This window comes from Chloroflexota bacterium (assembly GCA_014360905.1).
GTDB lineage: Bacteria > Chloroflexota > Anaerolineae > UBA2200 > UBA2200 > JACIWX01.
In genome coordinates, this window is sequence record JACIWW010000003.1 from 112,720 (window position 1) to 135,110 (window position 22,391).

General features: G+C 54.7%; 19 protein-coding genes, 1 tRNA gene and 1 riboswitch. Of the genes, 6 read left to right on the forward strand and 14 right to left on the reverse strand.

Features of this window, described 5'->3' with window-relative positions; genetic code table 11:
• Positions 1-3: 3 nt before the first annotated feature.
• The 14 genes from H5T67_02355 to H5T67_02420 form a co-directional block, all read right to left on the reverse strand.
• Positions 4-972: a sugar kinase gene (locus H5T67_02355; GenBank protein MBC7244163.1), complete on the reverse strand. Its 969-nt coding sequence runs from the start codon at positions 970-972 to the stop codon at positions 4-6.
• A 38-nt stretch (positions 973-1,010) separates the two neighbouring features.
• Positions 1,011-2,057: a methionine synthase gene (locus H5T67_02360; GenBank protein ID MBC7244164.1), complete on the reverse strand. Its 1,047-nt coding sequence runs from the start codon at positions 2,055-2,057 to the stop codon at positions 1,011-1,013.
• Between the two features lie 17 nt (positions 2,058-2,074).
• Positions 2,075-3,154, reverse strand: coding sequence for an S-methyl-5-thioribose-1-phosphate isomerase (mtnA, locus tag H5T67_02365; GenBank protein ID MBC7244165.1), 1,080 nt, complete (start codon positions 3,152-3,154; stop codon positions 2,075-2,077).
• 61 nt (positions 3,155-3,215) lie between these two features.
• Positions 3,216-3,419: riboswitch (SAM riboswitch) on the reverse strand.
• Positions 3,420-3,766: 347 nt separating this feature from the next.
• On the reverse strand, positions 3,767-4,798 hold the full coding sequence (rfbB, locus tag H5T67_02370; GenBank protein ID MBC7244166.1) for a dTDP-glucose 4,6-dehydratase: 1,032 nt from the start codon (positions 4,796-4,798) through the stop codon (positions 3,767-3,769).
• Between the two features lie 64 nt (positions 4,799-4,862).
• On the reverse strand, positions 4,863-6,257 hold the full coding sequence (locus H5T67_02375) for a B12-binding domain-containing radical SAM protein (GenBank protein MBC7244167.1): 1,395 nt from the start codon (positions 6,255-6,257) through the stop codon (positions 4,863-4,865).
• Positions 6,254-7,318 carry a glucose-1-phosphate thymidylyltransferase gene (locus tag H5T67_02380; GenBank protein ID MBC7244168.1) on the reverse strand — a complete coding sequence of 355 codons (1,065 nt, stop codon included), beginning with the start codon at positions 7,316-7,318 and terminating at the stop codon, positions 6,254-6,256. The genes H5T67_02375 and H5T67_02380 overlap by 4 nt, the downstream gene beginning before the upstream one ends.
• A 55-nt stretch (positions 7,319-7,373) precedes the next feature.
• Positions 7,374-8,075, reverse strand: coding sequence for a CpsD/CapB family tyrosine-protein kinase (locus tag H5T67_02385; protein MBC7244169.1), 702 nt, complete (start codon positions 8,073-8,075; stop codon positions 7,374-7,376).
• A gap of 73 nt (positions 8,076-8,148) precedes the next feature.
• The gene (locus H5T67_02390; GenBank protein ID MBC7244170.1) at positions 8,149-8,814 is read right to left on the reverse strand and encodes a hypothetical protein; all 666 of its coding nucleotides are present in this window, start codon (positions 8,812-8,814) and stop codon (positions 8,149-8,151) included.
• Positions 8,815-8,942: 128 nt separating this feature from the next.
• A complete protein-coding gene (locus tag H5T67_02395) occupies positions 8,943-9,662 on the reverse strand; it encodes a hypothetical protein (GenBank protein MBC7244171.1) in 720 nt (239 codons plus the stop codon).
• Positions 9,663-9,674: 12 nt separating this feature from the next.
• Positions 9,675-10,772, reverse strand: coding sequence for a glycosyltransferase (locus H5T67_02400; GenBank protein MBC7244172.1), 1,098 nt, complete (start codon positions 10,770-10,772; stop codon positions 9,675-9,677).
• An 81-nt stretch (positions 10,773-10,853) separates the two neighbouring features.
• Positions 10,854-12,230 (reverse strand): tRNA uridine-5-carboxymethylaminomethyl(34) synthesis GTPase MnmE, encoded by a 1,377-nt coding sequence (gene mnmE / locus H5T67_02405; GenBank protein MBC7244173.1) that lies wholly within the window; start codon positions 12,228-12,230, stop codon positions 10,854-10,856.
• A complete protein-coding gene (locus tag H5T67_02410; protein ID MBC7244174.1) occupies positions 12,214-13,545 on the reverse strand; it encodes an MFS transporter in 1,332 nt (443 codons plus the stop codon). Before H5T67_02410 ends, mnmE begins: the two co-directional genes overlap by 17 nt.
• Positions 13,542-13,781, reverse strand: a complete 240-nt coding sequence (locus tag H5T67_02415) for a DUF951 domain-containing protein (GenBank protein MBC7244175.1) — start codon at positions 13,779-13,781, stop codon at positions 13,542-13,544. The genes H5T67_02410 and H5T67_02415 overlap by 4 nt, the downstream gene beginning before the upstream one ends.
• A gap of 44 nt (positions 13,782-13,825) precedes the next feature.
• Entirely contained in the window at positions 13,826-15,505 is a 1,680-nt protein-coding gene (locus H5T67_02420) for an NAD(P)H-hydrate dehydratase (protein MBC7244176.1), read from the reverse strand.
• A gap of 653 nt (positions 15,506-16,158) precedes the next feature.
• On the opposite strand from H5T67_02420, the gene H5T67_02425 reads away from it, so the two are divergent.
• From H5T67_02425 to H5T67_02450, 6 genes are all read left to right on the forward strand, one after another.
• Positions 16,159-16,232, forward strand: a tRNA-Asp gene (locus H5T67_02425).
• Positions 16,233-16,555: 323 nt separating this feature from the next.
• Positions 16,556-17,005: a winged helix-turn-helix domain-containing protein gene (locus H5T67_02430; protein ID MBC7244177.1), complete on the forward strand. Its 450-nt coding sequence runs from the start codon at positions 16,556-16,558 to the stop codon at positions 17,003-17,005.
• A 366-nt stretch (positions 17,006-17,371) separates the two neighbouring features.
• Entirely contained in the window at positions 17,372-18,061 is a 690-nt protein-coding gene (locus tag H5T67_02435) for an AAA family ATPase (GenBank protein MBC7244178.1), read from the forward strand.
• A gap of 259 nt (positions 18,062-18,320) precedes the next feature.
• On the forward strand, positions 18,321-20,024 hold the full coding sequence (locus H5T67_02440) for a tetratricopeptide repeat protein (protein ID MBC7244179.1): 1,704 nt from the start codon (positions 18,321-18,323) through the stop codon (positions 20,022-20,024).
• A gap of 300 nt (positions 20,025-20,324) precedes the next feature.
• A complete protein-coding gene (locus H5T67_02445; protein ID MBC7244180.1) occupies positions 20,325-20,633 on the forward strand; it encodes a hypothetical protein in 309 nt (102 codons plus the stop codon).
• Positions 20,634-20,639: 6 nt separating this feature from the next.
• Positions 20,640-22,133: a hypothetical protein gene (locus tag H5T67_02450; GenBank protein ID MBC7244181.1), complete on the forward strand. Its 1,494-nt coding sequence runs from the start codon at positions 20,640-20,642 to the stop codon at positions 22,131-22,133.
• The last annotated feature ends 258 nt before the right edge of the window (positions 22,134-22,391 follow it).

Genomic DNA, 22,391 nt, shown 5'->3' on the forward strand with positions numbered 1-22,391 from the left:
TGCTCAGTTCTGCTTAGCATGCAGGTGTTCACAATGGTCAGACCAGGGGCAGGTAGGCTCAAAGTTGGTAAAATCTTTGAACTCGCGGTAGCGTGCCTGGATCTCATCCATGGTAAGAGTCCGTAGCCTGCCCACACCAAAATCCTCTACGGTAAAAGAAGCTACTACGCTGCCATGGATAATGGCACGTTTGATGTCTTCTTGGCGGATGCAGCCCTGCTGGGCTAGATAGCCAATGAATCCACCAGCGAAGGAATCTCCGGCCCCGGTAGGGTCTTGGATTTTTTCTAAGGGATAGGCCGGGGCAAAGAAAAACGATTTTCTTGGTTCATCGCCATTGGCGAATAGAGTTGCACCGTATTCACCTTTCTTGATCACGAGTGCTTTCGGCCCTAGGCTGAGGATCTTGCGCGCGGCACGGACGAGGCTGAAGGTATTGGCATATTGACGGGCTTCTGCTTCGTTCATTAGTACAATGTCCGCTACTGAAATTGCTTGGCTGAGGACATCTTTGCGATAGTTGATCCAATAATTCATGGTGTCAAGCACAGTCAACTTAGGACTTCGGATTTGTGAGAGTACCTCCAATTGCAACACCGGGTCAATGTTGGCCAGGAAGACGTACTCCGAATTCCGATATGCCTCGGGTAAGTCTGGATGAAATGTGGCAAAAACGTTCAGTTGTGTATCCAAGGTCTCGACAGTGTTCATGTCATAACTGTAGCGTCCAGACCAACGGAATGTCTTGCCTTCTACCACTTGCAGGCCATCCAGGTTAACGCCTCGTTGCCTGAGGAAGTCAATGTGTTCCTTGGGAAAGTCTGTGCCCACTACAGCGACCAGGTTGACCTGAGCGTAGAGTTGGGCGGCCGCTGAAAAATAGGTGGCTGAGCCACCCAGGGTATCTTTTACCTTACCAAAGGGTGTTTGGATGGAATCCAATGCAACCGAACCAACGACCAATATGCTCACTGTGCTTGCTCCTCCGTTAAAAAATGGTAGATTGACATTCAGGCCGTGACGTATCTGGCACGCATCTGCGCCGATACCTCAGCGGTCAATTCCAAAACACGTTCAGCCGTATGACGATCCAAAGAACCAGTGCCGCAGGAGGGCGTGACCAGTCCAGCAGCTAGGAGTTTGTCCTGCGCAAGACCTTTTCTCACTAATAGATCCATTGCTTGGTGCAAGCGCTCCAGCAAGCTTTCGGTTGTTTCCCCCTCCACAGCCGAGCTCGCAGGGACAATGCCCCAAGCAATTATCCCCCCGCGCTCCAGGAATGCGGCCACTGCGTCGGGATACAGCGAAAGGGATTCCGCATAGGTGTATGCATCGAGGCTAAGAATATCTACCGAAGTATCCAGTAGAACTGACCAATCCGTATTACCGCAGCAATGGACACCTTTTAAGCCACTGATGCCTGCAAAGACTTCTTCGAGCAGCAACACTACCTGATCACGGCTCAGCGAGACAAAGGCTGATCCGAAGGAACTCATGTAAGGTTCATCCACGAAGATGATCGTTTGCGGTGCGAAGGCGCGGAGTTTTTGTTCCTGCCAGGCAGCTTTCAGGCGCAGATGCTTGGCTATGGCATCAGCCATGACTTCATCGTAGAGCAATGGGCGGCGGTTTTGATCGGTGACTACCAGCCCCCAACTGATAGGCCCGGTAACCTGCCCTTTGAGCGCAACCAGCGGCGTGGGCAGCAGACCCTCGGTGTTGAGCAGATGATATAGCCCTGCGGCATACTGCGGACTTAGCTCACCGTACTCTAGGTCATTCTGCAGATAGGCAAGGTACAGGCGTTCTAGGTCGCGATCCAGATCGTGGGTACGATCTACATAGATGCGTTCTGCTTCCAAGTCCACTACGATGCCCGGGAAGTTTTCGGAGAACTGTGCATACATGTTCTCCTGGTAGGAACGCTTGGGCAATTGGGGCCAGACTGGTATCTGGGGCAAATACTTCAGTGTCCAATCCCAGGCCTGTGCCACATCGTGCAATGGCAGACTGCCCAGGGCGGCAGGTAACCATGCGGATTGGAATGTATTGGGCATGTTCGCTTTCTCCTTCCTTAATATTTCTCGTCGCTTTGCTCGGTGGAAGGTGGAGGCTGTTCAGAGATGCCTTTCACTTTCTTCAGACCTAGGGTAAAAGGAGGGTAAACGATGCCATTCTCGGTCACAATGCCCGTGACGTAGCGGTGCGGAGTGACATCGAAAGCAGGATGAGCAGCCTTGATCCCTTCTGCACAGATAGGCATTCCGCGGATATGCGTTACTTCACGCGGATCACGTTCTTCGATGGGAATATCTGCACCATAAGCAATGCTCAGGTCTATGGTCGAGGTGGGCGCGACGGAGTAGAAGGGGATGCCATTCTCTTTGGCCAGCACTGCCAAGGAATAGGTGCCGATCTTGTTGGCGACGTCGCCATTGGCTGCAATGCGGTCTGCACCGACCAACACGATATCCACCTTGCCGCGGGACATGAAGTGGCCAGCCATGTTATCGGTGATCAGGGTACAGGGGATGCCTGCCTGTTGCAACTCCCACGCCGTTAGCCTTGCTCCTTGCAGGAACGGACGTGTTTCGTCTACCCAGACGTGAATGCGTTTGCCTTGTTCATGGGCGGTGCGCACTACGCCTAGGGCTGTGCCATAGTCCACGACGGCCAACGCACCGGTGTTGCAGTGCGTCAGGATGTTATCGCCATCCTGGATCAGGGTTGCGCCATGCTCTCCCATGCGCCTATTAATCTCGACATCTTCATCGGCGATGCGCTGCGCTTCTTGTACGACTGCGTGGATGACCTGCTCCGCCGTTTTCCATTGTGGGCTATTCGCCACCTCGCTCATGCGCCGAATGGCCCAGAAGAGGTTGACCGCCGTAGGGCGGGTCTGTGCAAGGAGATCCGCAGCGCGCTCAAACTCTGCGAGCACTTGCGGGCGTGAACAGGAATGGCAATGCACGACCGCCAGAGCTAGGCCAAAAGCTGCAGCCGCACCAATCGCTGGTGCACCGCGGATCTTCATCGTCTTGATTGCTTCGGCGACATCGCGGTAATCCGTGTATTCCAGGACAACGAACTCGTGTGGCAGTCGTTGTTGGTCAATGAGCCTGACTTTACCGTCGTGCCATTCGATGGTACGCACTCATCCTCCTTGTTTCGGGCAAAAAAATTCTCTCCCGATGGGAGAGAAGATCCAAACTTCCCTCTCATCTTTCAGTCCCTGCTGCTCCTAGAAGAAACAGCAGGGCTGCCGGAATTGGCACCATGAATAGCCACTTAGTCTAAATTTTTAATCCTATAGTCATATCGTCGGGCTTCTATCCTCGGATTATTTGATTAAAGACTATCGGACTATTCTGGTTGCCGGGGTTTCACCGGGCCGGTCCCTCCACCCCTCTAGATAAGAGTGAGCATATATTATTCAGTTTGTGAACGCGGCTATCCTAGCACAGAAGCGTGGATTTGTCAAACTTTACAAAACCGTAATAGTAGTTTGTAGTGAGCGCTTCAGCGCTCATAGCGCATCAAAGCGCCAGGGAATTCATTCCCTGGCTTAAACTGAAAAAGTGCCCGCAGGCACTAGCATCTGCAGGGCTTTTGGCCGTGGCGTGGGCAACAGCCCACACCACGCATTCGCTTCCCACGCTCACAGCGGACAACAGTCCGCCGTGCCACTCACCGCTGAGAACGCTGAAAACGCAGAGAAACTCAGGCACCAACCCCTGCGGGATTTTTCGCTTTCAGCCAGGGATTTTCAATCTCTGACGCTCAGTACCTGGCGCTGAGCGTAATTTTTCTCGTAATATTCCCGGTAATGCTGCCCCGATTTGATCTTGCGCCACCACCATTCATTGTCCACATACCAGCGCACGGTCTTTTCCAATGCCTGCTCAAAGGTATGGGCAGAACGCCAGCCCAGCGCCTTCAGTTTATCGCAGTTGAGGGAGTAGCGGCGGTCGTGGCCTGGGCGGTCGGTTACGTGCTGAATGAGGCTCTCCGGCTTGTTGAGCAATTGGAGGATCATGCGTGCCATATCTATATTGCAGGTTTCCACGCCCGTGCCCACATTGTAGATCTCGCCGGGTTTGCCTTTGTGCAGCACGATGTCAATGGCTTCGCAATGATCCCACACGTACTGGTAATCGCGCATCTGCCGGCCATCGCCGTACAGCGGCAGTGGGAGGTCATCGAGAGCATTGGTGATGAACAGCGGCACGACCTTCTCCGGGTATTGGTACGGCCCAATGTTGTTGGAGCCGCGGGTTATCGTAGCGGGCACACCAAAACTGATGAAGTAAGCATTTACCATGAGGTCAGCGCCGGCTTTGCTGGCGGCATAGGGGCTGCGCGCAGCCAGCGCATCGCTCTCCCGCGAAGACCCCTGAAGCACTTCGCCATATACCTCATCGGTCGAAACCTGGTGATAGCGTTCGACGCCGAACTGCTTTGCCGCTTCCAACAATACATAGGTTCCGTATATGTCGGTCTGGATGAAACTGCCCGGCGACATGAGAGAGCGGTCCACATGGCTTTCTGCGGCGAAGTTGACTATGGCATCAATCTTATGCTGGCGCATGGTCTCTGCGACTTTGTCGGCATCGCAGATGTCGCCGTGCACAAAAGTGTAGCGTGGATCGTGCTCCAGCCCCTTGAGGTTATCCAGGTTGCCGGCGTAGGTCAACTTGTCATAGACAACTACGCGATAGTTGGGATATTTCTCCAGGATATAGTGCACAAAGTTGCTGCCAATGAACCCGGCTCCGCCGGCGATGAGTAGGTTGCGCAATGTGTGGTTACTCCTTTCGACGTCTATAGTGCAAAACAGTGAAAAGCCCGCCACTAATGCCTGGCTAGGCGCTACTTCCGACGATGAGTTGACGCAGTTTGCGTGCGATTTTTTTGGGCTGAGCGTAGCGCTTCCAGTAATACCGCGCCTGGCGCCGCAGTTGATTGGGCCAGGTGCGGCGCTGTGATTCGGCAAGCGCCCACTGCAGCCACTGATAATCTATCCCCTTGATTTTCGGTTCATTGGGATTGCGACGGTAACTATCGTGGCTTTTGATCAGGGAAAGGTCATGCTCAATGCAGTACGTGTACAAGTCGCTGCCTGGATGGGGTGTGTAGAACGCTGGGCTGTAGTAATCGGGGTCAATTTGCTTCAGCATGCTGATGGTCTCCATGACCTCTTCTTGGGTCTCGGTAGGCAAGCCCAGCATGTAATTGGCCCAGATAGAGATGCCATATTTCTTGCAGATACGCGCCGCTTCCAGGTTCTGCCAGCGTTTGGTTCCCTTGCGGATGAACTTGAGCACGCGGTCGCTGCCGCTCTCGAAGCCGATTAGATAGCCACGCAAGCCCACTTCCGCCATCATTTTCACCATGTCTTCGTTTTTGACGATGATGTCCGCACGGCTCTGGCAGAAGAAGGGCTGCGTGAACCCGGCAGCGCGGTAGGCTTGGCAGAACTCGATGACCCAATCGCGATCTTCGGTCAGGCAGTCATCGTGGAACATGAAACTGTTAAAGTGGTAGTGCTCGCGCAGTTCCTTCAGTTCGGCGATGACGTTGGCTACGCTGCGCGTCCGCACTTGGCGCCCAAAGATGAGGCGCTCAGCAGGCTGGCAATAACTGCAGTTGTACATGCAGCCACGCCCGGCGATGATCGTGACAAAAGGTGGCGGCAACTCGGGCACGAAAGGTGCCTCGGGCGAATCCAGATTGTAGCCCCATTTGCGCCATTCTTGCAGGAAGAACTCATGGTCGGCAAAGGGAAGAGCATCTAGGTCTGGGTGTATTGAAGGGATGATGCGCTCCGATGGTTCTCCGCGCTGATGACGGGCTAGGAACTCAGGAAAGGTGATCTCGGACTCGCCTAGGAAGATGTGGTCTATGCTAGGGTCATCTTTGACTTCATCCAGCATCAGCGTGGGATGAGGACCGCCCACGATGGTGGTTGCTTCTGGGAGCACTTGGCGCACGATCTGCAAGCTCTGCATGGCAGGGTTATAGTCCACGCTCATCATGCTCACGCCTACCACGTCTGGGCGACGCGCAAGCAATTCGTCTCGGTAGTGATCCCAGTCGCGCATGGCGCGCAGGTCGAGCAAGTTCACTTCAAAGCCCTTTTGCTTGGCACAAGCGGCAAGCATGGCCAAGCCATGGCAGATCCAACCCGAGTCCATGCCCTGCCCCAGGCTGTTAAAGCCCTTGCCCGTGATGCCAGGATATACTAGTGTTGTCTTCATAGCAATCCCACTTTGCTGTGATCACCCAAGGTCATCTTATAAGCCTTGGGGAGCAGTGGTGAGCGAACGATCTCCACATTGCGTCCAATGAGGCTGTTTTCAATGCGTTGCGGAATGTCTATGATACGGCTGTGTTCCAAAACGATGGAATGCTCGATTTCGCTCTTTTCCACCACGACGTGGTGATAAATGGAAGTGAATGGGCCGATGTAGGAGTTTACAATGCGCGTTTCTTCACCGATGATCGCTGGTCCGCGGATGACGCTGCCGATGATTTCGGCTCCCTTCTGAATGGTTACCTTGCCAATCAATTTCGAGTCGCGGTCAACATAGCCTTCTATCTTGGGCACTAGGTCATCCAGTACCAGGCGATTGGCATCCAGCATATCCCCAGGAGCGCCTGTGTCAATCCACCATCCTTCGTGGATATACGGATACACCTTGTAATCATGGTCCACCAGGTATTGGATGGCGTCGGTGATTTCCAGTTCATTACGCCAGGAGGGCCTGATGTTGTTGACCGCCTCGAAGACGTGATGGTCGAACATATAGATGCCCACCAGTGCCAGATTGCTGGGTGGATCACGCGGTTTTTCCACGAGACGGACGACGGCGCCGTTTTTCAGCACCGCTACACCGTATTGTTGAGGGTGGGCAACGCGTGTCAGGACAATCTGGCAATTGTAGTCACTTGACACAAACTGCTTGACCAGGCCCGCGATGCCACCTTGGATTACATTGTCTCCCAGGAACATCACGAAACGCTCGTCACCAATGAAATCCTGGGCGATTTTTACAGCATGAGCCAGCCCAAGTGGGGCTTCTTGGTGGATATAGGTGATGTTCACGTCCCAGCGCGAGCCATCCCCTACAGCTTCCTTGATTTCCGCCGCCGTATCGCCAACCACGATGCCGATGTTGGTGATGCCCGCTTCTTTGATTGCCTCAATGACACGAAACAAGACGGGTTTGTTAGCCACGGGCACCAATTGCTTGGCACAGGTGTAAGTAAGAGGGTACAAGCGTGTACCTTTGCCTCCGCTGAGAATCAGACCTTTCATTCCCATCTCCCCTTTTATAGGATAGGCCTTTTCTATTTCTACTTTGATAGGCCTTTTATTCTTCCTCTCGTCGGGCATAGTAATACCGTTGCAGGCTCATATCCAAAGGCACGTTCATCAGTACAGCCCCGATGAGATGAGCGTTCACCTTTTCCAGCCTGGTTTTGGCTGCTTGCACGCTGTCCCGTCTGGTTTGTCCGGCGCTAACGACAAGCAGCACACCGTCAACCTTGGTCGCCAGTATGGCGGCATCGCTCACAGCTACCACAGGGGGAGCATCGAGAAGCACAATGTCCGCCCGCTCCTTCAGTACAGCGAGCACGCGGTCCATGCGCTGCGAACCCAGAAGGTCTGGTGGGCTTGGCGGAAGGGGGCCGCTGGCCAGCAATTGCAGACCGGGCACGCCAGTTTCCTGCAATGGGGGGTCCAGCATCGCTTTGTCATCCACCATCATGGTCGTCAGCCCTCTCTGGTGGCTAAGCCCGAATAGTTTGTGCAAGTTAGGACGCCGCAGATCGCAATCCACCATGATCGCTCTTTTCTCCCCCTGAGCGAGAGCAATAGCCAGGTTGGCTAGCATGGTGGATTTGCCTTCCTCAGGCCCTGGCGAGGTGATGAGCAGGGTCTGCAGGGGTTTGTCCAGGCTGACGAACTGCAGGTTCGTGCGCAGCGTGCGATAGGACTCGCTAATTGGTGAGCGAGGGCTGGACAAGGTAACCAGCAAGTCGCTTGGTGTTGCCGTTCGGTTTTCGGTCATGTCCATCGTTCTCCGCGAATTAAAAGTCCGATGACCCAATCCCAGGAGTCTAGATTGAGCCATGGGTCATTTCTCATTGGGATTTCACCATTTTGGGTATGGATCCTAACACAGGCAGGCCTGCATAGCGTTCAACATCCCGGCTACTGCGAACAATGTCCGCAGCTAGCCATTCTAATCCAACGGTAACTAACGCTCCGGCGAACAGGCCAAAAAGTCCTCCAGCCACGACAAGCAAGCCAGTCTTGGGTGAGAAGACGCGCGCAGGTGTGGCGTTGTCTCGTATAAAGACATCCACGCGATCGCGTTTATCTTGCTCCAGCATGTACACCCGGATGGTCTCGACAAACACCTCCGCCGCAGTTTGAGCGATCACTTGGGCACGTTGTGGGTCTATATCGTCCACGTCAATCTGGATAAGGAAGTCAGATTCGATGGGGCTGACCGTCATCTTATCCAGTACCTCATCCACAGTCAGGTCAAGGTGCTGGCGATCAATAACAGCCTGAGCGGTGGTGCGCGATTTAATCTGGCCGCTGTAGTTGCGCATCAATCCCTTGATCGTCTGTTGCAGTCCCCAATCCGGTCGACCTGGCCAGACATTCAGCTGGATGGTCGAGCGATAGACTACTGTTTGCATTTTACTAAAGACAAAGGCACTGCTTGCCGTGATTAGCGCAACGAGTAGGATAATCCAACCTCGCTTGATTAGGGCATTGAGATAGTTTTTTAGCTCCATACCATCCTCCTCAAGAATCAATCCAATCCCACTCGTCCAAAACCTAGTCTGTTCTCACGATTGGGAAAAAATCATTTTCTTGTCTTTCTATTTTAGCATAATCCGCCTTTTCATACAAAGGCAGTTGGTCAGGGCAACCGTTCGCGTAGGAATCCTAGCCACCTTGCCTTGACAGGCGGAATTTCTGCCAGAACCTCCAACCCACTTTGCTCTAGTTCCACCCTATCACGTACTGAGTTATCGAGATAGTCTAGTACAAAAGCCAAGGCCAGTCCCATCACCAAGGCCAAGAAGAGCCGAATAGGCAAATCTAACTTCTCTCTCAGGCTTGGTCCCACGGCGCTAATCGTTGGCGGGTCAATCAAGCTGGCATGTACACCGCTGGTGCCCACCTGGGCAAAGTGCCGGGCAATTTCCGCAGGCAGGGCAGAGGCGATGGCATTAGCAATGTTGGCCAGTTGCTCCGAGTCCCCCCAGATTACGGTGACAGTGAGGATGCGGTGCAGCGTGCCTGCTTGTGTGGCACCGTTGATTGCTCCAGCAGGCACACGAATGCCGGCGCTGGTCAGATGCTCGCTCACCGCTTGGGCAAAGACAGCGCTGCGCACCAATTCAGAGACATCATCCACCAAATACTCGGCGGTGAGCCAGGTATAATACTTGTCATAAGTATAATACTCTCCATTACTGGCTTCTGGTTCTAGACCCATCATAAAACGCATCGTGGCGACATAGGTTGGAGGGCGGGTGCGATGCGTCAACAAGCTGATCAGCAGGACGATGAAAAGCAGAGAAAGCACGATCCACAGCCTGCGGCGAGCGATTTGCCAGTATTGGCGTAATTCCATAATCTATCCTCCTTATGCGGATTCGCCTTTGGCGCATTGCATATACACAAAGTCGGCCAATTTGCGCTGGAACGCTTTGCGATCAAAGCGCAAAGCGTGCACCCGAATTGCATCGGAATCGAAACAGGTTTCATCGAAACGCTGTACTGCTTCAGCCAACGCTTCGGGTGTTTGCTCGTAGAAGAATAGGCCTGTCTTTCCATCTACTACAGTTTCTAGAGCACCCCCTCCAGCGTAGGCAATCACAGGACGGCCAGCGGCCTGAGCTTCCAAAGGAGCGATGCCAAAGTCCTCCTCGCCAGGGAAGATGAAAGCACGGCATTTGCTCAGATATTGTGCAATTGCCTCATCGTCAACACGTCCTAGAAAACGCACATTAGGGGCAGCCATGGCTTCGAGGGTATTGCGGTCTCGTCCATCTCCGATAATATACAAGGGTAAGCCAAGCTGGCTGAACGCCTGCACAGCTAGATCAATGCGTTTGTAAGGCACCAATCTAGAGATGATCAGAAAATAATCGCCATGTTCGGAGGAGGGAGAAAAACGCCGGACATCAACCGGTGGATGAATGATTTCTGCGTTTCGCCCGTAGAACTTGAGGATACGTTGCTGAACAGTTCGAGAAATGGCCAAAAAATGATCCACGCGGTCTGCTGCTAGGCGATCCCATAGCCGCAAATTGTAGAGGAACAGGGGCAAAATCATGCGCACCAGATAGCCAATATTTTCACGTGCTATGTAGGCGTGATAGTCCCAGAGGAAACGCGCAGGGTTCAGGCAGTAACAAATATGCAAGGTCTTGGGACTGGTGATGATGCCATGCGCGAAGGCACTGGTGATGCTCAGCACCAAGTCGTACTCAGAGAAATCAAACCCTTCGAAGGCGTATGGGTAGAGAGGCAGATACCACTGGTGATGGCGGTGGATAAAGGGGAAACGATTCAGAAAGGAAGTCCGTATGTCCCAATCCTGATAGGCAGGCGGCAAAGCCTCTGGCCAAAAGATAGACGTGTAAATGGGGGCTTCGGGGAATATCTCATGCACAGCCTCTAGCACTCGTTCGGCTCCCCCGTATTGGTTTAACCATGAGCAAACGATCGCAACTTTCAAAGCCAAAACCCCAATTGATGCATGGCTAGCAGGTTGGTTCCTCCGCAGTATAAACGTAAGAGCGCATTCGGGCAAGCGACATCACTTGCCAAGACAAAAGTTGCTGAAAATAACTTCCAACACATCCTCACTGGCAGTTTCACCGGTGATTTCCCCCAGGGCATTCACGGCAGCGGTGAGGTCTATAGCGGTCAAATCTGCAGCGCATTCGGCTTGATAGCTCTTCTCGGCATCAGCCACATGGGCCAGGACGCGGTTCAGAATTGCGCAATGCCTGGGGTTGCTGATAGTGGGCACATCTGGCGTTTGCACCTGGCCGCAGAATATTGTCTCGACAATCACATCCTCTAGTGTATTCACCCCCTCACCTGTAAGGGCAGAGAGGTGGACATGCCTGGCCTCAGGCAAGAGCGAGTCCGCGTCTGCTACCGCAGGCAAGTCTAGTTTGTTGACGACCACGATCACACTCTTGTTCCGCACCGCAGCAGCGAGTTCAAAGTCTTCTGCTCGAAGTGGTTCGCTTCCATCTATCACAAACAAGACCAAATCGGCTTGTTGCAAAGCCTGGCGGCTGCGCTCGATGCCCAGCTTTTCGATGAGGTTGGTGCTTTTGGTGATGCCGGCTGTGTCCACGAGACACAGTGGAATACCGCGCAAGTTCAAGGTCTCTTCCAGGGTGTCGCGCGTCGTTCCTGGGATGGGAGTAACAATAGCACGACTAGTGCGGAGCAAGGCATTGAGCAAACTTGATTTGCCTACATTGGGCCGACCCACAATGGCCGTGCGCACACCCTGACGATAGATCATGCCCTGATTAGCCTGGGCTAGCAATGCTTTGATCTGCTCCTTAGCCTGTGTCAAGATTGAGCTCAGATCCAGAGGGGGAATCTCATCCTCGGGGAAATCGAGCGACGCTTCCAGATAGGCAAGTGCTTCTACCAGCATGGAACGTATCTTGCGCACTTGGTCTGAAATGTGACCGTCGAGTTGCTCCATGGCCACGCGCAGGCTGACTTCGGTTTTGGCGCGCACGATATCCAAAACTGCCTCGGCTTGGGCCAGGTCAATGCGTCCATTGAGAAAAGCACGTAGCGTGAACTCGCCGGGTTGGGCAAGCCGTGCTCCGTGGCGCAGCACAAGTTCAAGGGCGCGTCGTAGAGGGACAATGCCCCCATGGCAATGGATCTCGGCCACATCCTGCCGAGTGTAGGTGCGTGGTGCGCGCATGAGCACGGCCAGCACTTCATCCACTACGACGCCAGTGTCGGGGTCTATCACGTGGCCGTAGTACAAGCGGTGCGACTCCGGTTCGAAAGAGCAGGGGCTTTCCCTGCCAGCGGGTAGGAAGACTTTGCAGAGGATTGCCCTTGCATCTGGCCCGCTCAAGCGGATAATGCCGATGCCACCTTCGCCAATGGGAGTAGAAATGGCTGCGATGGTATCATCTAGAGTCCACATAGGGAAGCTTCCTTTTGGGCTTGTAGCCAAAGCGCAAACTGAGCAATGCGCTGGCAATGACCAGAGTAGCAAGTCCCATCAAGACAGTGGGAATACCGATAAAGTCGGCTAGACCGCTGATGACCAGCATGGGCAGAAGACCAACCACGTTGGCAAACAGGAACTCGGCCGTGATCACCCGTCCTCGCAGCGCGATTGGTGAGCGCTCCTGTACAATGGTCTGGGCCGCTACTATGGCCAGCGTGCCTCCTGCGCCCAGTGCCAAGGCCATCACAATGACTAACGTAATTACCTGTTGGGTGGGTTTGGCCAGCGTGCTTGCGGCAGTCTCGCTGGTCCAGGCCACAATGGTGAAGCCCAGTAGGGCGAGGCCTGTGATGAGCAGGCCAGCAATGACCAACATCTCACGACGGAAGCGATGACCCAGATGTCCTGTCCACATAGTAACGAGGAACATGCCCAATCCAGCCGAGAAGAAGATATAGATAGCATCAGTTGGCTGCATGCCAAGCACGCGGGCGGCAAAGCCTGGGGCGAGTACAGCGATAATCATAGTGAGCATGGTGATAAGGGCGTGTTGGCAAATAGCAATTAGGACCGATTTCTGAGCGATGACGAATTGCCATCCCGCTTTTAGTTCGTTCCAAAGGTTGGGCAATACATTTTGGACTAGCCGAGGATCAGGAAGCGGCTCGTGGGCGGATATGGGCCAAAGGAGCAACGCAGTGATCAAATAGGTCAGAGAAATCGTGGCAAAAGCACCTTCAACCCCGCCCAGCTTCAGCGCCAAAGGTGCCAGGAAGAGCAATCCCAAGACCTGAGCGACATTGAAGAGGAGGTGGAAGACCGAATTTGCCGTTAGCAGTTGTTGCGGTGGAACTAACAGAGGCACCATGGCTGACTCAGCCGGGTCAGATAATTGCCCGATTGTGGAGAGGATGAAAGTCAAGGCATATACGGCGCTTAGCATTCCCGTTCCCTGGGCATAGCGGTATAAGAGGATAAAGGTAGCAACGACAAAGACGCGTGATATGTTACAGAACAAGAGGATGCTCTTCTTGCGAAAGCGGTCAATGATTACGCCAGAAAACAAACTGAAAAGAATCGAGGGCAGGTTGTAAAAGAGCACCATCAGCCCTACGAGGCCGCTGGAACGCGTCAGCCCTTCGACCATCACCATTTGCACGAAGAGGATGGCATTTTGGGCAGATTGGCCAAAAACCTGTGAGGTCCACAGCAATCTGAAATTGCGGTTTTTGAAGATAGCCGCAAGATTATTCTCTTCGGGTGGGCGATCTGTGGGACAAGTGCTCATAGTGCTGCCTTGTCCTGCAAGGGAGGTTGCTGCCCATTCTCATAGCGAGGAGCACGGGCAACGAAAGCTTTCAGGCGGCGTTCAAATGTGCTACGAGGGAGCAGTATTCGTCGCCCACAGCCTAGGCATTTGAGGCCGATGTCGGCCCCGATGCGCACCACCCGCCACTCGTAGCTACCACATGGATGGACTTTGCGCAGGCGTACAATGTCGTCAATGAATACTTCTATTGGCATTTCTTACTCTGAACTTGCTCGTGATCATCTGTCTAAGATGTAACTCACGTTTCTGTAATACGTCGGATGCTTAGCGGCAGTCTGGGGAGCAAATCTCCAGCTACTGCTCCAGCCAGGCCAATCTCCTCGCTCACTATTTGCCCGGCAAGACCATGCAAATAGGTTCCAGCCACAGCGGCTTCGAATGGAGGCAATCCTTGTGCCAACAAGCCAGCTATTGCGCCAGCTAACACGTCGCCAGTACCGGCTGTAGCTAGAGCAGGGTTGGCAAATGGGTTGATGCAAGCAGAACCATTGGGGGAGGCAATAACCGTGTATGCCCCTTTTAGCACCACCACGACACCCCATTCCTGTGCTGCCTGGCGAGCTAATGCAATGCGGTTCGTTGTCACTTCTTCGATTGAGGTGCCCAGCAGGCGCGACATCTCGCCAGGATGCGGCGTTAGCACCACACCGTGGGGGAGACGTTGCAGAAACTGTGACCAGCCTTTGATATCGGCCAGGGCATTCAACCCATCTGCATCGATGACCAGCGGGGGCAAAATTTCTCCTGTATCCGATTGAACGGTTGCTGATTCCAGAAAGCCCAAGCGTCCCTTTTTCTCGCCCATGGGCAAGGACAGCAACCGAGCTACAAATTCGACTGTTTTTTCATCACGTCCGATCCCGGGTCCCAATAACAGCGCATCGTAACCTCCAAGCTCTTCCTGCAGTACTTTGACTGCTTCGGGTACCAGTGCACCAAGCTCGTGTGGCAGAAGTAGGAAAGTGGCTTCGCTCAACTTGGCAGCCAGAATAGGATGTATGCTGGCAACGATGCCAAGGGTTACCAATCCCGCCCCGACGCGCATGGCAGCGCTAGCAGCCAGATATGGAGCACCAGTGTAATTTGCTGAACCAGCCACGACCATGACCTTGCCAAAGGTACCCTTGTGCCCATCCTTGGGACGTTTGGGCAGAAGGGTTCTGACCATGGCGGGGGTGATCATCTCCAAAGGAACATCCCCGGCGAATTTGGCTGGAATACCGATATCAGCGATTACCAGTTCGCCTACATAGTTGGCACCTGGGAAGAGAAACAGCCCTACTTTGGGAAAGGCGAGGGTTACCGTTGCATCTGCTGGTAGGGTAGCAGGGTCTACTTCACCGGTATCGCAGTTTAATCCGGAGGGCACATCCAAGGCAACAATAGTTGGCGCCTCGCTGATTTGCTCCGCTTTCTTTGGTAATGCTTGAACAAAACCGGCTGGCTCCTTGCTTGTTTTCCTGCGCTCTATTTCTTTGCGTACTGCAGCCAGGATTTCCTGTAGCGTACCCGTAATAGGTCGGGAGACCCCTGTGCCGAGCAGGGCATCCAGTATCCAATCTGCCTGAGCAACCAGGCGGCGCAGTTGCTTATAGCGTTCGTCTTCTTCGCTTTGGTAGGTCGGGATACTAGCATTTTGGACTCGATTCCAGTTGTCGTCCCCTTGCGTCTCGCGTTTCCAACAATACACGGAGACAGAAGCGCCAGCTTGATGCAGATAATATGCAGCGACCAAGCCATCGCCACCATTGTTGCCTGGTCCAACCAGCACCAGGATACGCTTGTCCCTGACGCCTTTGCGTTCCATCCAGGCTGCTACGGCACGGCCGGCGTTCTCCATCATCGTAGCATAGATCAGTCCTTGTGCATCTGCTGCCTTCTCGATGGCACGCATTTGCTCCACTGTGACGATTTTCATCGCCGATATTTCCTTTCCTTGCTCATCTCTGTCAATGCTTTGGCATTGTAGAGAATAAGCGGCTTTCTGTCAAAGAAAGCAATAGAGGATGTTGAAAAACCCAGTTTAGAGCACAAGGCACAACGGGTTAAACTGTAGTATAGTATAAGCCATGAGCGAGGGGAGACGAAGACGAGTAACGAACGATTTAAAGCGTACACCAACAGCTCCTTCTTTGGTGACTTTTGGTATGAGCAGGTGGTGCCCAGGGATCAGTTCTTGGTTCAATTGAAACAGCTGCTACCCTGGCAGCGTTCCACCTACAAACTGATCAAGTATTACCAAGGGCAAGGACAGCAGGGCCGACCGCTTTACGATCCCACCCTCGTGCTCAAGATGCTTCTGCTTGCTTACTTCATTCCCCGTTTTTCAACACCCTCAATTAAGCCTGGGAGCGATCGCCTGCATCACCTGGTAACGATCTGTTGGCGCAAGCGCCATGAGGGTGTTGAAAAATATAGGAGTTATTTGAAATCATAGCCACATGTTGTGTTTACAATGCTTGGCCATACAACATATTGTGGCTATTGTAAAGTCTTTCCGACTTTTTCAACACTCTCAAGCGCCATTTGGTTTGACTAATACAGTTTTCTGTGCTAATATGTATTATCTGTGGGGGCGTGGTGCAGCGGCCAAGCATACCTCCCTGTCAAGGAGGAGACCGCGGGTTCGAATCCCGTCGCTCCCGTAACCGGCAATAGGACTCCAAGGTTTCCAGCCCTTGGGGTCCTTTTGTGTTCCTGCATTGGCTGGCTTGTTCCACAATCACGCATGGCTTCCCTGAGTGAACTAGGCCATTGCAGCGGCATTTTCGCGTGATCGAACACGGTGCTTTACAGCAGCTCGCATTTGTGCTAAAATTTTTGCTATGGCTGCCATGTGCTACACAGCTGAGCATACGGCAGTCACCAGTTGTTCCAGCCTCCGCAGAGAACAGGATGGTAAGTAGGCTGACTGAACGGAACAGGCTGTAATGGCATTCCGTCTGAGGGGAGGTCACGTTACGTTAGCATGCACGCAGAAAAGTGCACACACCCGCGGTTGGCCATCTATCTCTTTGGACACCCAGAGTTTCGGCGTGGCAATGAGGCGCTGCCTCCTCTAGCCACGCACAAGTCCCAATCGCTCCTGGCTTATCTTATTCTTCATCGCCAGCGACCTCATTCGCGGGACCAACTCGCCGCGCTCCTTTGGGGCGATCAAGACGATGTTCATGTGCGTCGTTCCCTTGCCACGGCGCTATGGCGCATCCGCCGACTGCTCGGTGAAGGGTATCTCCTAGCCGATTCTAGCTCCGTGCAATTCAACCCTACTAGACCATTCTGGCTCGACGTAGCCAAATTCGAAAAGCACTTGACCCTGGGCCGCAAGGAGCCAGACGAGAAACGAGCCGCCGGTCATTGGCGACAAGCGGTTGACCTCTATCGAAACGATCTCCTGGAAGGATTCTACGACGATTGATGCCTTGAGGAACGCTATCGCCTGGGAGCTCTGTACCTGGACATGCTGAGTCGGCTTGTTGTCTGGCACGAAAGGCAGGGGGATGCCGCGGCAGTGCTGGCATACGCGCAGAAGTATCTCGCTCGCGACCCATTGGCGGAGCAGATTCACCTGGCGGCGATGCGCGCCCTCGTCGCGTCAGGTGACCTGGCCGGAGCGCGGCAGCAGGAACTCCACGCGCCTCCCTCCCCCGAAATGCTCAAACAGGCCGAAAGCATCCTCGGCGCAGCGTTCACCATTCCTCTGCCGGTCGCACCTGCTCCGGTGAAGGGGCTGCCGCGGTGGGGCGATCTCGAGAAACCGCCGTTTGTTGGACGCGCGCGCGAATTGGACGCGTTGCGGGCACGGTGGGAGCAGGTGGCGCAGGGGCAGGGAGGCACGGTCTTGATCAGCGGCGAAGCCGGCGTCGGCAAGACGCGCCTGATTGAAGAATTTGCCGCCGCGGTGCGCTGGCGCGGTGGAATGGTGGCGTGTGGACGCTGCTATGAGCCAGAGCACGTCCTGCCCTACCAACCGTTGGCAGAGATACTGCGCGACTTGACCATGCAAGAGGAGCGCGTGGCGCTGGCGCTACCTGCGTGGGTGCACGGTGAACTCGCCCGCCTCGTCCCAGAACTGGTCACCTCATTGACTCAGCCTGAGCCTCCGCCCAGTTCTGTACAGCCAGAACGGCAAGCCATTCTGTTCCACGCCATTGCCGCATTCATCCGCCATTTTGCATCGCGCAGGCCGCTGTTAATTGCGCTGGAAGATTTGCACTGGGCGACTGATTCGACGCTCGCTGCCATTCATTATCTGGCGCGCCAGATGGTTGACATGCGCGTGTTGAGTGTTGGCACATTTCGCCCGGAGGAAGTCGGTGAGACCCACCCACTGGCGACGATGGCCTCACAACTTGCACGCGACGGCTTGGCGCAGCATCTGACGTTGGAAAGACTCTCGGTGCAGGCGATCTCCGAGTTAGTGCGGCGCACATGGAAGGTTGATGCGAATGCCGAGTTTGTGAAGCGCTTATAGCACATACCGAAGGCAATGCTTTCTTCTTATTAATTGAGACACTGCGTGCGCTCGCGGAGGCTCAGTTGTCGGAGGGCCCTCTGCCTGTACCCGGCAATGTGCGTGCACTCATTAGATCACGGCTGGGGCATCTATCTGCGCCGGCGCGAGAATCAGTCGCGTGCGCGGCAGTGGCAGGGCGCACGTTTGATTTTGATCTCGTCCGCTGTGCCAGGGGTGTGGATGAAAACGCAGCCTTGGAAGACGTGACTATGAGTTCGTGCATTACCTGGTGCAAGTAGTGACGTACACAGGCATACACCATCGTCGGCGGCGGAGACTACATTGCTTGATCGGCGAGACGATGGAGAGCCTGCATGCGGATCAACCCGCCATCGCCGGCGCACTCGCTCACCACTTTGATACCGCAGGCGAAGTGGAGAAAGCACTGCATTACCATGGTTTGGCGGCGCAGGGGGCGGCCTCGTTGTTTGCCTGGCGAGAGGCTGAAGTACATCAGAGTCGGATGCTGCAATTGTTGGAGCAACTCGATCCCGATCGCAGGCGACCAGACTGTCTGCGTCGTCGTGGGCAAATGCTGACCGACCGCGCCAAATCGCGCTTCCTTCAGGCTCACCTTGTCGAGCGCGATGCCGATCTGACGGCACTGGGCCTTCTAGCTAAGGCCAGCGGCGATGATTATCTGCACCTACAAACCTGGATACAGCGCGCCCGTTATCTGAACCTGGATGCGCAGTATGAGAAAGCCATCGCCGCAGCTGAAGAGGGCCTAGCTCTGGCCAACCATCTAAAGGATATGGCGGCTCGATGCTACCTGCTCACCCAGATCGGCTTTGCCCACTACTTCTTAGGACAGCCACAGCCAGCACTGACCGCCCTCGAATCTGCTTTGGCGATGACCCCAGAAGGGGACCGTGAGACGCGCCGACATATTACGCATACTCTGGGCTACGTGCACTTTCACCTGGGGAACTATGCCCGCTTCCTCGCTTATCAGCAAGAGTCTTATGCCAGTCATAAGGCGTTTAGCCACTACAATGGCATGGCTTGGGCCGGTTTAGACATTGCAGCTACTTATCTGAAGATGGGACACTTGGCCGAGGCGGGGCAGTACGTGACGGAGCATCTGAACATGGCTCGTCGCATTGGCGCGCGGTCTGCCGAAGCGTATGGGTTGATCCAATCAGGTTCCTGGGAACTGTGCCAGGGTAACTATGTGGCGGCAGTAGATTGCTTTCAGCGGTCTCTATCTATACAGGAGGAGTTGCGCACCGAACATGGGCGCGTGGCTGCCGAGGTAGGAACCGGACTCGCCCTTTACCATCTGGGCGATCTGGCCGAAGCGCAGCGCTGGCTAAAGCAGGCCGTTGAACGAGTGCGCCCGATCCGACACCGCCGGCGTCTGATGGAAGCGCTCATTGGGCTGGGACTGACGGAGATCGCCGCCGGGCAGCTCGCAGCCGCGCACGGTGCCCTGACCGAAGCGGTGGCCCTAGCCCGCGACATCGAATCGCGGGGAAACCTGGCCGCCGGGCTGGCAGCGCTGGCGCGCGCCGAACGGCACTTGGGCGATCTCGCGCTGACCCTAGCCCACGCGGCAGAGGCAGTGCAAATTGCCCGCGAGATCGCCGTGCCAGTCTGCGAGATGTGGGGTGAGTTGGAGATGGGACTTGCCGGGCTGGCTCAGGGCAATCCTGAAGCAGCCCTAGAGCACACCCAGCGTGCCGTTGGCTTGGTGTCTCGGAGCGACGAGAGTTGGGTCGGCACCGAAGAAGTCCACCAGGCCCACGCCCGGGTCCTGCGCGCCCTGGGCCGGGTTGAGGCGGCAGGCGAGCAGGTCCGGCGGGTCGAGGCCATCATCGCGTCCAAGGCCGGTCGCATCCCCGATCCTCAGCAGCGGCAGCGCTACCTGGAAGCCGTGAGCCGTGATTTGAAGGGTGTTCGCCTTTTGATAGTTTTTTGATACCCGCATGATAAACTGCTCTTTGAAAGAGCTGTCTTTTTTATCTCACCCTCCCGCCAACTGCTCAGCGCGCAGGAGGGTACCGAGGGTCAATGCCTGACCACGCGGAACTGCCGCAAAACACGTTCGTCGTCCGTTTCTGGAGGGAATGGCGAGGAGGGAAAGCAGATCGAGCGAGAGGCTGGCGTGGGCGCATCGAGCATGTGCAGAGTGGTCAAGGAATTACATTTTATAACGCGCGTCAACTGCTAGCGTTCATCGCACGTTTTGTCACATCATTTGAATCTCAGGTGACTAACGATGTGCCATCAGAAAGTAATCATTCATAACTTGATCGTAGCAGCTTTGTTGGCGTTGGCTCTATGGTTGATTCCATTGCCAGCAGTCTCCCAAGGCGAGGTCTCTACCCTGACTCAGTACACGCTGCTCGTCATCGCTCCGGATGATTTCATGGATGAGTTGCAGCCCCTGAAACGGTTCAAGGACGCCAGTGGCCGACCCACCATCCTAGTGAGCCTGGCCCAAATCTACAACAGTTTTCCTGGCGCCGATCAAGCAGAAAAGGTGAAGTACGCTATCGAACACTACAAAAGCGCCAACGAGATATGATATGTCATGCTCGTGGGCGACATTGACCGATTCCCCGCCAGGTGGAGATGGTGGGGATTGCCAGAACAGGAAGGTTGGGCGGTTAGCGATCTCTACTATGCCGACCTTTACAAGCACGGGACGACCGTCTTTGACGATTGGGACATGAACAATAACAGACTCTACGCGGAGATCGAATTCGCTCCCGATGGCAAGATCAACAATGATCAGATAGACATCCTGCCCGATGTCGCCGTGGGAAGGATTCCAGCGTCAACGGCGGCAGAGGTCAGCGCCTACGTCAATAAGGTCATCGCTTATGAATTGAAGACCGTACCCACCAGCGCCTGGTTCAAAAGGGCTGCTCTCTACACAGGAACGTGGTTCAATGCCAATGATCTGAAAGACACGTTGGGCAATGCTCTGGCTAACGACGGCTTCGCGCTGATAAAGCGGTATACGTTATGGATTAAGGTCGGGCAGCCGGCAATTCCGACCGGCGTGCCCGACGTGATCTGCGACGATTTCAATTACGGCGTTGGCTTCGTCAATTATTTAGGACATGGGAACTCTTCCGGGTGGGCCTGTCTGGGTTTCTACAGTCCTGTTCTCAACAATCTGACCAACACGGACAGACTGCCGGTCGTATTCGCCGGCGCGTGCGACACAGGCATGTTCGCCTGGTTGGCTCGTCTGCACCCTTACGTGGACACCGCAGGGGTAACGCATTGTGGAACCGCTAACGGCGAAGTGCTCAATCCCGGCCCTTGTCCTCACACTTCCCTACCGCGTCCGGCGCCCCTGCAAAACGGCGTGGTGACATGTCCTGCCGTTGTTGAGCGCCCTCTGTGCACGACGTGCCCATTGGATCCCCCTTGCTTTGCAGAGTCCATTCTATTCGGCAATCCGGTGGGCCCCACGGGGGCCATCGCCTACTTGGGTGAGAGAAGCGGAGGGCGTCCTTGGGTTACCGCTCTTGATACCCACTTCTTTTACGCTTACCATGCTCAGAATATAGTCGTCTTGGGGGACATGTGGAAGTACATGATTGAACAATACTACAACCAGCATAACCTCGGCCAAAGCCACACCTGGTCGCGCCAGCCGGCGGAATGGGATGTCGGCCACATGTTCGACGAACCCCACAAGCTCATTCTATTCGGTGATCCCTCTCTAATCATTGGCGGCGCTTTTACCTCGGCCGTAAGTAATTCCGTATGGGATTGGGGTGGTGGTCCCTGGTTCGGCTATATGCGCTATCGCGTCACTGGAGATGTGACTGTGCCGGCAGGAAGAACATTGACGGTTCTCCCCTATGCGTCCATCCTCATGGAGAACGGGAGAAAGATTACTACGCTAGGCGTAGACTCCAGCCATGGATTGAACGTGGATGGGACATCCGATATGCCGGTTTACTTCATGTCTCTGGCGGCAGACCCTCAGGCAGATTGCATTGTTCATGGAATGAAGGTGAGCGGACAGTTGAGAGTGCGGAATGGCGGACAGATAAAGTTTCGCTAACCGTGCGGACGAGGAGAAGAAGAAAGGAGAACTGAAAAATGAAAAGCAAAACAGCGACAGTTGTGACAGCCGCTATGGTGGTCCTGGCCTTGCTTGCGATAGCCGGCCGCAGTGTGGTGGCTGACCCGTCGCAGACAGGACAAGCGCAGCAGGGGAACGTGCAACTGGCCGGCACGGTTGCCAACAAGATCAGCTATCAAGGCCGGCTAACTGATGCGGCCGGCAACCCGCTCAGTGGCAGCTACAACCTGACGTTCC

Excerpts from the sequence above, each read along its gene's own strand:
- H5T67_02360 (MBC7244164.1), bottom strand. The coding sequence starts at position 2,057 with ATGCCCAATACATTCCAATCCGCATGGTTACCTGCCGCCCTGGGCAGT.
- H5T67_02375 (MBC7244167.1), bottom strand. The coding sequence starts at position 6,257 with ATGAAGACAACACTAGTATATCCTGGCATCACGGGCAAGGGCTTTAAC.
- H5T67_02380 (MBC7244168.1), bottom strand. The coding sequence starts at position 7,318 with ATGAAAGGTCTGATTCTCAGCGGAGGCAAAGGTACACGCTTGTACCCT.
- H5T67_02385 (MBC7244169.1), bottom strand. The coding sequence starts at position 8,075 with ATGACCGAAAACCGAACGGCAACACCAAGCGACTTGCTGGTTACCTTG.
- H5T67_02390 (MBC7244170.1), bottom strand. The coding sequence starts at position 8,814 with ATGGAGCTAAAAAACTATCTCAATGCCCTAATCAAGCGAGGTTGGATT.
- H5T67_02395 (MBC7244171.1), bottom strand. The coding sequence starts at position 9,662 with ATGGAATTACGCCAATACTGGCAAATCGCTCGCCGCAGGCTGTGGATC.
- mnmE (MBC7244173.1), bottom strand. The coding sequence starts at position 12,230 with ATGTGGACTCTAGATGATACCATCGCAGCCATTTCTACTCCCATTGGC.
- H5T67_02410 (MBC7244174.1), bottom strand. The coding sequence starts at position 13,545 with ATGAGCACTTGTCCCACAGATCGCCCACCCGAAGAGAATAATCTTGCG.
- H5T67_02415 (MBC7244175.1), bottom strand. The coding sequence starts at position 13,781 with ATGCCAATAGAAGTATTCATTGACGACATTGTACGCCTGCGCAAAGTC.
- H5T67_02420 (MBC7244176.1), bottom strand. The coding sequence starts at position 15,505 with ATGAAAATCGTCACAGTGGAGCAAATGCGTGCCATCGAGAAGGCAGCA.
- H5T67_02430 (MBC7244177.1), top strand. The coding sequence starts at position 16,556 with ATGCACGCAGAAAAGTGCACACACCCGCGGTTGGCCATCTATCTCTTT.
- H5T67_02445 (MBC7244180.1), top strand. The coding sequence starts at position 20,325 with ATGTGCCATCAGAAAGTAATCATTCATAACTTGATCGTAGCAGCTTTG.
- H5T67_02450 (MBC7244181.1), top strand. The coding sequence starts at position 20,640 with ATGCTCGTGGGCGACATTGACCGATTCCCCGCCAGGTGGAGATGGTGG.